Annotated in this window: 8 protein-coding genes and 1 pseudogene; 7 read left to right on the top strand and 2 right to left on the bottom strand. The window is 41.9% G+C overall.

The features are described 5' to 3' along the window. A pseudogene (gene tolC / locus CXF78_RS21775) lies at positions 1 to 167 on the bottom strand (outer membrane channel protein TolC); the annotation flags it as partial. Between the two features lie 425 nt (positions 168 to 592). On the opposite strand from tolC, the gene nudF reads away from it, so the two are divergent. The 7 genes from nudF to parC all read left to right on the top strand — a co-directional run bounded on the left by nudF (position 593) and on the right by parC (position 8,670). Then, complete coding sequence (nudF, locus tag CXF78_RS03275; protein ID WP_011638770.1) at positions 593 to 1,219, top strand: ADP-ribose diphosphatase; 627 nt, start codon at positions 593 to 595, stop codon at positions 1,217 to 1,219. A 39-nt stretch (positions 1,220 to 1,258) separates the two neighbouring features. After that, positions 1,259 to 1,696 (top strand): DUF1249 domain-containing protein, encoded by a 438-nt coding sequence (locus tag CXF78_RS03270; protein WP_102035969.1) that lies wholly within the window; start codon positions 1,259 to 1,261, stop codon positions 1,694 to 1,696. A gap of 35 nt (positions 1,697 to 1,731) precedes the next feature. Continuing rightward, the gene (gene cpdA, locus CXF78_RS03265; RefSeq protein ID WP_011638768.1) at positions 1,732 to 2,571 is read left to right on the top strand and encodes a 3',5'-cyclic-AMP phosphodiesterase; all 840 of its coding nucleotides are present in this window, start codon (positions 1,732 to 1,734) and stop codon (positions 2,569 to 2,571) included. 64 nt (positions 2,572 to 2,635) lie between these two features. After that, positions 2,636 to 3,208, top strand: a complete 573-nt coding sequence (locus tag CXF78_RS03260; protein WP_102035968.1) for a YqiA/YcfP family alpha/beta fold hydrolase — start codon at positions 2,636 to 2,638, stop codon at positions 3,206 to 3,208. Between the two features lie 70 nt (positions 3,209 to 3,278). Beyond that, positions 3,279 to 5,165 carry a DNA topoisomerase IV subunit B gene (parE, locus tag CXF78_RS03255; protein ID WP_059744637.1) on the top strand — a complete coding sequence of 629 codons (1,887 nt, stop codon included), beginning with the start codon at positions 3,279 to 3,281 and terminating at the stop codon, positions 5,163 to 5,165. Between the two features lie 54 nt (positions 5,166 to 5,219). Then, the gene (locus tag CXF78_RS03250; protein ID WP_374702267.1) at positions 5,220 to 6,374 is read left to right on the top strand and encodes a PQQ-dependent sugar dehydrogenase; all 1,155 of its coding nucleotides are present in this window, start codon (positions 5,220 to 5,222) and stop codon (positions 6,372 to 6,374) included. After that, positions 6,367 to 8,670, top strand: a complete 2,304-nt coding sequence (gene parC / locus CXF78_RS03245; protein WP_102035966.1) for a DNA topoisomerase IV subunit A — start codon at positions 6,367 to 6,369, stop codon at positions 8,668 to 8,670. Before CXF78_RS03250 ends, parC begins: the two co-directional genes overlap by 8 nt. A gap of 93 nt (positions 8,671 to 8,763) precedes the next feature. Here parC and CXF78_RS03240 read toward each other — a convergent pair whose 3' ends face one another. Next, positions 8,764 to 8,955 carry a bacterioferritin-associated ferredoxin gene (locus CXF78_RS03240; RefSeq protein WP_011638763.1) on the bottom strand — a complete coding sequence of 64 codons (192 nt, stop codon included), beginning with the start codon at positions 8,953 to 8,955 and terminating at the stop codon, positions 8,764 to 8,766. Between the last annotated feature and the right edge of the window lie 46 nt (positions 8,956 to 9,001).

The following is a 9,001-nucleotide window of genomic DNA, read 5'->3' as shown; positions in this document are numbered from 1 at the left end:
TCTTCAATACTCTCGTATAACGCATCACGTTGTGCTTTTGCTTGTAAAACGATAGGGTCGCTAGTGAGTGCTTGCTGATAAATTTGAAGTAAATCGTCAGCTTGTACTGCTGGTGCTGCAATAGCAAATGCTAATGCTGCGTATAATGAACCAATTTTGAATTTCATTTGCTGCCCTTTTTAGACAATTCCTCGGTAAATTGAGGTGTTGATTAACTTATAAATTTGGTCATGCTCTTGGTTAAGTTAATGATTTATCATCATTCAATCTTAACGCGGCAATCAGTGTTAACTTACTTGTTCAATGAATATGCACAATAATTTACAGATGATAGTGTCGTTCAATGTCGACAATTCATTGGTCATTATATATTGCTGACAATATAGCAATGATGACACGTCGATTACTACATATTGTGCACTACTTAATAGTAGTGATTTTTTCATTTTCAAGTCAAATTTGAAGTGTAACAGATTTTATTTTAATTAGACCCGTTTTTGCTTTTTCAAGCCCAAATGCTTAGTTCTTAATTATGTTAATTTAAACTGTTAAAATGACCCGCTAGTTTACGTTTTGATAGACAAGGATAAATATGTCTGAGCAACCGGAGATAACAACCTTTGACGTAGAGTCAGGTTTTAGTTTGATATCTAAAAAAGTTTTGTATAAAGGTTTCTTCCAATTGGATGAATACACCTTTAAGCATAAGTTGTTTAAAGGCGGTTGGAGTGGTGAGGTTACGCGTGAGGTTTTTGAGCGAGGTCATGCGGTCGTCGTGCTGCCTTATGACCCGGTTCGAGATGAAATTGTATTAATCGAACAAATTAGGGTGCCAGCATTAGCAACTACTAAATCAATCTGGCTTCTTGAGTTGGTGGCAGGTATGATTGAGCCCGGCGAATTTCCAGAACAAGTTGCAGAGCGAGAACTGGCCGAAGAAGCGGGATTAAGTTTACTCGGTTTAACACCAATAAACAGTTACCTAGTCAGCCCTGGCGGCACTTCTGAACGTTTTCATTTGTTTTGGGGACATGTTGATACGACCAACGCGGGTGGAATACACGGACTTGAACATGAACATGAAGATATTCGTGTGCATGTAGTCAGCCGTGAACAAGCCTATGAGTGGATTAATAATGGTCGCATTGATAATGCATCGACGGTATTAGGCATTCAATGGTTGATGCTAAACTATCAACAGATTCGTGACGCACTTTAGTTTATTGAACATGGTGATAAGCAAGATAGGAATGATTGAGTGGCAGAGTTTAACCTGAAAAAAAAGCAAAAATATCAACCGAATATCAGCGCATTTTTAGCGGTATGTGGTCGAAATTATGCGCATATTTTAAAATGGTTACCCGATCAAATAACGATCAATGTGCCTTGGCAGGTTGAAGGTGAGTTTGGTAAGTTGTCGGTCAATCTTCTTGAGAATACTAAATATACTCAGTTAATCGAAATATCGCGCCCTATACCAAATGGACATTTTTTTAAATCTCCAAACGCAATTGTTCGTGTCTATCATGATGCTCAATTAGCAGAAGTGTTAACTAGCCAACAGATTTATCGCTTAAAGCCAGTGTATGATTACCCGAATATACATATGCATCATAGCGATGAAAAATTTCAGGTGAATGCATTCCTTGAGGAGCTGTTGAAGATTGGGTCTCTGAGAGTGACTTGCCAATCGTAGCTTTTTTCTTCTTTTTACCATGTTAGGAATATTTTGTGCTTAAAGACGCAGTGCATTATTCTGTTGCTGAAAATGAGCCTGTGCGATTAGTACAAGTGACGGATCCGCATCTTTTTGCTGATCCCGAAGGTCAATTGCTTGGTGTTAATACGGCACAAAGTCTTCAAGCCGTATTGAATACGTTCATTGCAACTCAATATCCCGCCAATATTTTATTGGCAACGGGAGATATTAGCCAAGATTATTCACCTGAGTCTTATCAGCACTTTGTGCAGAAGATTGAGATGTTAGATCTGCCTTGTCATTATTTACCCGGAAACCACGATGACCCCCGCTTAATGAGCCTGCGTATGCAAGGTGAAAAAGTGTTTGGTCAACAACGGATAATTATTGGTAACTGGCTGATATTAATGCTCGACTCAACCGTTCGTGGTAAGCCCGGTGGCTATATGGGCGAGCAGCAGTTTGCCTTGATTGAAGCTGCAATTAAGGCGACACCAGATAAACATGTGTTATTAGTGATGCACCATAATCCTATTTTAATGCAGTGTGCTTGGTTAGATCAGCATTGCATGATGAATGGTGAAGACTTTTTGCAACGAACAAGTCGCTACCCGCAAGTGAAAGGCGTTCTTTGGGGGCATGTACACCAACAAGTAGATAATATCCATCGTGGACCGCATGGTCCTATTCCATTAATGGCGACACCCTCGACGTGTATTCAGTTTAAACCATTATCATCCTATTTTGCCTTAGATCATCGTCAACCGGGTTATCGTTTGCTGGAGTTGGCAGGCGATGGTAGCATTCGTACTAATGTGTATCGCGTGCCTGGAAATCGATTTGCACCAGATAATGAGGCCAGCGGATACTAGTTTAGCGCGTCATCTTATGTTACTAAGGGACGTTTAGTGTTGATTAACCGTCTCGCGAGGGAATATGCTGCTTTATATACATGGTTTTAATAGTTCTCCTCAGTCGGATAAAGCCGTTCAAACCGCACATTATATTCAGCAACATTATCCACAAGTCGATTTTTACCAACCACAACTACCTTCATCACCTTCAGTAGCAATGGCTTTATTGTGCAACATCGCTGAGCAAGCGAAACAGCAAGGGCAGACATTGCGTTTTATTGGCTCGTCATTAGGTGGCTATTTTGCCAGTTATTTAACCGAAACGTATGGTGGTAGAGCAGTTTTGATTAATCCGGCGGTAAAACCGTTCGAATTATTTGAAGAGTTTATCGGGCCTCAATATAATCCCGATACCAACGAGCATTATCAAGTTCTACCGCAGCATCAAGATGATGTTGCGTTGTATAATACTCATGTGATCCGGCACCCGGATCGTTTCCTAGTGCTGTTGCAAACTGGTGACGAAGTGTTAGATTATCGACAAGCATTACATAAGTACCATAGCTGTGAATTACATTTAGAGCCTAATGGCGACCACAGTTTTGTCGGTTATGAACAACAATTAGACAAAATATGTAAATTTATTCAGTTGTAACCTTCTACCGTTACAAACAACGATCAATTTGAGCTAACTTTGGCTCTATTTAACTCCAAATGTGTGGATTATGAGCAACCAATATACTTCTGACGCTATTGAGGTCCTTAATGGACTTGACCCGGTAAAACGCCGTCCAGGTATGTATACCGACACCTCTAGACCTAATCACCTTGGGCAAGAAGTCATTGATAACAGTGTTGATGAAGCTCTGGCGGGACACGCGACTAAAATTGAAGTTGTACTCCATACCGATAACTCCCTTGAAGTGACCGATGATGGCCGTGGTATGCCGGTGGATATTCACGCTGAAGAAGGCATTCCTGGGGTTGAACTTATTCTGACTAAATTGCACGCTGGTGGTAAGTTTTCTAATAAAAACTACCAGTTCTCGGGCGGTTTACACGGGGTTGGTATTTCTGTTGTTAACGCCTTATCCACCCGAGTTGAAATCAGTGTTCGTCGTGATGCGCAAATATACGAAATGGCCTTTGAGAATGGTTTCAAGGTTGAAGAGTTGGTGGTAACCGGTACTTGTGGACGACGTAATACCGGTACTAGAGTGCATTTCTGGCCCGATGTAAGTTATTTTGATTCACCTAATTTTTCGGTCAGTAAGTTAATTTACATCTTGCGAGCTAAAGCGGTATTGTGCCCTGGCTTACGGATTAAATTCACCAATAAACAAAATGGTGATGTGCATGAATGGTTTTATGAAAGTGGCTTAACCGATTACCTCAAAGAAGCGATAAAAGACTCGGTTTTATTGCCAGAAGAACCCTTTGTCGGCAGCTTTAAAGGCAAATTAGAAGCTGCTGAGTGGGCTATTACATGGTTGCCTGAAGGTGGCGAGAGTTTAAGTGAAAGCTATGTGAACTTAATTCCGACACCATTAGGTGGTACTCATGTGAATGGGTTTAGACAAGGTTTGCTTGAGTCTATGCGTGAGTTTTGTGAATTTCGTAATCTTGTTCCTCGGGGGATTAAATTATCGCCCGAAGATATTTGGGACCGTGCGGCGTTTATTTTATCGATAAAAATGCAAGACCCTCAATTTGCTGGGCAAACCAAAGAGAAATTATCGAGCCGTCAAAGCTCGGCATTTGTTTCTGGTATTGCTCGCGATGCCTTTTCGCTGTGGTTAAACTCCAATACTGAGCTAGCAGAGCAGTTAGCAGAACTGTGTATTGGTAATGCATTGCGCCGCTTAAAGGCCGCTAAAAAAGTCGCACGTAAAAAAGTCACCTCCGGACCGGCATTACCAGGCAAGCTAACCGATTGTAGCGGCCAAGACCCAATGCGAGGCGAGCTGTTTTTAGTAGAAGGTGATTCAGCTGGTGGTAGTGCCAAACAAGCACGAGACCGCGAGTTTCAAGCAATTATGCCGCTAAGAGGTAAGATTTTAAATACTTGGGAAGTCGATTCCGGACAAGTGTTAGCATCGCAAGAGGTACATAATATTTCAATTGCGATTGGTTGCGATCCTGACAGTGATGATATTTCAGAATTACGTTATGGTAAAATTTGTATCTTAGCCGATGCGGATTCTGATGGATTGCATATTGCCACACTATTATGTGCGTTGTTTTTAAAGCATTATCGTGTATTAGTTAACAATGGTCATGTGTATATTGCTATGCCACCGTTATTTCGTATTGATATTGGTAAAGAGGTTTTTTACGCCCTGGATGAGGCTGAAAAAGTCGGCATTTTAGATCGGATTACGGCAGAAAATAAAAAAGGTAAAGTGCAAGTGACTCGCTTTAAAGGTCTGGGTGAAATGAACCCGTTGCAACTACGTGAAACCACAATGGATCCCAATACTAGACGCTTAGTGCAATTAACTATTGATGATGCCGATGAGACAGTGGCATTAATGGATATGTTACTTGCCAAAAAGCGTGCTCCTGATCGTAAAAGTTGGTTAGAAACCAAAGGTGACCTAGCGTTGCTTTAGTCGTGTTTCTTAGTGCCAATAATAATGTATAACATAAGGCAAAAGATAATTAGCATGCAATATATTAGATTACGATCTTACGTAAATTTGGGCGGTAAATTAGCCTTCATGGGGGTTATGTTTTTAACCCTGACACCAGCTTTAGCCTTTGCCGCGCAATCGGTGATGATCACCGTTACAAAAGGTTTTGGATTAAGTTTATATGCTTCCGATTTAGGCGATATTAAGCAATTAACCGTTGGCGATGAGGGCACTCTTTTTGTGGGTTCTCAAAAAAGCGGCACTGTTTATGCGCTAGTTGATAGTGATCAAAACGGCCAAGTTGATAAACGTTATCTTATTGCCAGAGGCCTTGATTATCCTGAAGCACTAGCCTTTCATAATGGTTCACTATACGTCACCGAAGAAGATCGCATTATCCGTTTTGAAGAGATCGAGTCTCGCTTGCGTCGTCCTAGTCGAGCGCGTGAAGTGTATTCAAATTTACCAAGCTTAGATAAAAAGTATTCTCGTTCAATGCATTTTGGACCGGATGGGCGTTTATACATTGCCATCGGTTCACCTTGTAATGTGTGCGAGGCAGCTTCGCCATTTGGCAGTATATTAGCGATTAATGTCGATACCGGTGCCAGTGAGCAAGTTGCTTCTGGCCTTCGAAGTGTTATCGGCTTTGATTGGTCACCTGATACCAATAAGTTGTGGTTTGCCGATTTAGGCCGAGATTGGATGGGGGATAATATTCCCGCTGATGAGATAAACCGTTTAGACGTTAAAGGCAGCCATTTTGGTTTTCCTTATTTGCACGGTAAAGATGTTATTGAACCCGCCTATGATAAACCGGAAAATTTAAACATCACCTTGCCCGAATTTGAATTGCCAGCACATGTTGCCGCTACGGGTTTAAGCTTTTACCGAGGTGAGCAATTTCCTGAGCGTTATCGCAAAAATATTTTTGTGGCTGAAAACGGTTCGTGGAACCGTTCAAGTAAAGTCGGCTATCAAATTGTGATGCTTGAAATGGAAGATAACAAAATTATTAATCGTGAAACCGTGGTGAGTTTTCTGGATGGAGAATTTCCGGTTGCACGTCCATTTGATGTGATTAATGCGCCTGATGGTGCAATGTACATTTCAGATGATCTAAAAGGTAATATTTACCGCTTGTTTTATAATGCACCCGAACAATCACAGGAAACGAATAATGAGTGATGCGATTGAATTAAGCCTTGATGGTGTAGAGCAAATGCCGCTGAGGCGCTTTACCGAAGGGGCTTATTTAAATTATTCCATGTACGTGATTATGGATCGCGCCCTACCGCACATTGGTGATGGTCTAAAACCCGTCCAACGACGCATTATCTATGCAATGAGCGAGTTAGGTTTATCTGCGCAATCTAAGCACAAAAAATCAGCCCGTACTGTCGGTGACGTGTTAGGTAAATATCACCCGCATGGTGATAGTGCGTGTTACGAAGCGATGGTGTTAATGGCGCAGCCATTTTCCTATCGATATCCGCTGGTTGACGGCCAAGGTAACTGGGGCGCGCCAGATGATCCTAAGTCATTTGCTGCAATGCGTTATACCGAAGCTAGATTATCAAAGTTTTCTGAAGTGTTACTGTCGGAATTAGGACAGGGTACCGTAGATTGGAGCCCTAACTTTGATGGCACCATGAAAGAGCCTGTAACCTTACCAGCACGATTACCGCATATATTATTGAATGGTATTACCGGTATCGCAGTTGGCATGGCAACGGATATTCCGCCGCATAATGTGCGTGAATTAGTGGGCGCCTGTATAGAGCTAATCGATAATCCTAAAGCGGATTTAGCACGCCTAATGGAGTTTGTTCCAGGCCCTGATTACCCAACAGAAGCCGAAATAATTACCCCTAGAGCTGATATTGAGCGGATTTATGATACTGGTAAAGGCTCAATCAGGGCGCGTGCAGTTTACAGTGAAGAGCAGGGCGAGATTGTTATTACTTCATTACCGCATCAAGCCAGTAGCGGTAAGATTTTAGAACAAATTGCCAATCAAATGCAGGCAAAAAAGTTGCCGATGGTGTCTGATTTACGTGATGAATCTGATCATGAAAACCCAGTTCGATTAGTGATTGTGCCTCGTTCAAATCGCATTGATTGTGATCAGCTAATGACCCATTTATTTGCGACGACAGATCTTGAAAAAAGCTTCCGAGTTAACCTCAATGTGTTGGGGCTCGACGGCCGTCCGAAAGTAAAAGGGCTAAAACAACTGTTAACTGAGTGGTTGGAATTTCGCCTTACAACGGTCACTCGCCGCTTACAATATCGACTTGATAAAGTATTAGCACGGTTACATATTTTAGAAGCATTAATGGTTGCCTTTTTAAACATTGATGAAGTGATCAAAATTATTCGTTATAACGACGAACCTAAAGCTGAGTTGATGGCTCGCTTTAACTTGTCGGATAAACAAGCTGAATCAATTTTAGAGTTAAAATTACGTCATTTAGCCAAGCTTGAAGAATTTAAAATTAAAGGTGAGCAAGATGAGCTTGCGGCAGAACGTGACAAATTAGAGTTATTGTTAAGCTCTGAACGTCGCTTGAAAACCTTAGTGAAAAAAGAATTGATCCAAGATGGTGAGACTTATGGTGATAATCGTCGTTCGCCTATTATTGAACGTGTAGATGCCAAAGCGCTGACTGAGCAAGAGTTAACGCCAACAGAGTCTGTCACTGTTGTATTGTCTGATAAAGGCTGGGTACGTTGTGCTAAAGGCCATGATGTCGATGTAGAAGGCTTATCGTATAAGTCTGGTGACAGTTATCTTTGTAGCGTGATGGGCAAGAGTAACCAAGCCGCGGTGTTTATTGATTCGACTGGACGTGCATTTGCCACCGACAGCCATACGTTGCCTTCAGCGCGAAGCCAAGGCGAGCCTATCACCACACGCTTTAATATGGCACCTGGCGCGACGATGCAACATGTGCTCATGGGCGAAGATGAACAGTTCTTCTTGTTGGCAACCGATGCGGGTTATGGCTTTATTTGTGCTTATCCAGATTTGGTTAGCCGTAATAAAGCCGGTAAGGCACTACTCAGCCTGCCAACCAATGCGCTTGCTATGCAGCCAAAGTTAATCAATAAAACGGCAGATCAGTCGTTGTTAGCGATTACCTCTGAAGGCCGAATGTTGATGTTTAGTTTAGATGCCTTGCCACAGTTATCAAAAGGTAAAGGCAATAAGATTATCGGTATTCCAACCGATCGCGCTAAGAATCGTGAAGAGTTACTTTTGCACTTAAATCTTGTGCCGCATAATACCGCAGTAACTTTGTGGGCTGGTAAGCGCAAGCTAACCTTGAAACCAAGCGATTTAGAGCACTATCGTGGTGAGCGTGGTCGTCGTGGTGCTAAGTTACCAAGAGGATTACAACGCGTAGACAGTGTTGATGTCGAAATGGGACCATTGGCAGAAGACGGCTTGCAAGACGATAATCTGGATATACAAGAGTAAGATTGCTGGATTGTAGAATAAAAAAATGCTGCTCATATGTCATATGAGCAGCATTTTTTTATGGAAGCAGAGTCGACTTATATATTAATGCGACTAGGCAACTTCATAGAAATTAGGTTCGTACTCAAGCTGTGTTTGAATGATTTGACTAGCCATGCGGGCACATTTTCCGCATTGGTCTGCAACGCCAAGACGTTTCTTTACATCAGCCAACGAACTGTCACCTAAGCTAACAGCAGCTTTGATTTGAGTGTCGGTAATAGCATGACAAAGACAAACGAACATAGGGAAAGCCTCTTCATTCAAAAAAATGGTCTGAGCTAGAAAGTAA

Source organism: Shewanella sp. 11B5 (assembly GCF_002836795.1).
GTDB lineage: Bacteria > Pseudomonadota > Gammaproteobacteria > Enterobacterales > Shewanellaceae > Shewanella > Shewanella frigidimarina.
This window is presented reverse-complemented; position numbering and strand designations above follow the sequence as displayed.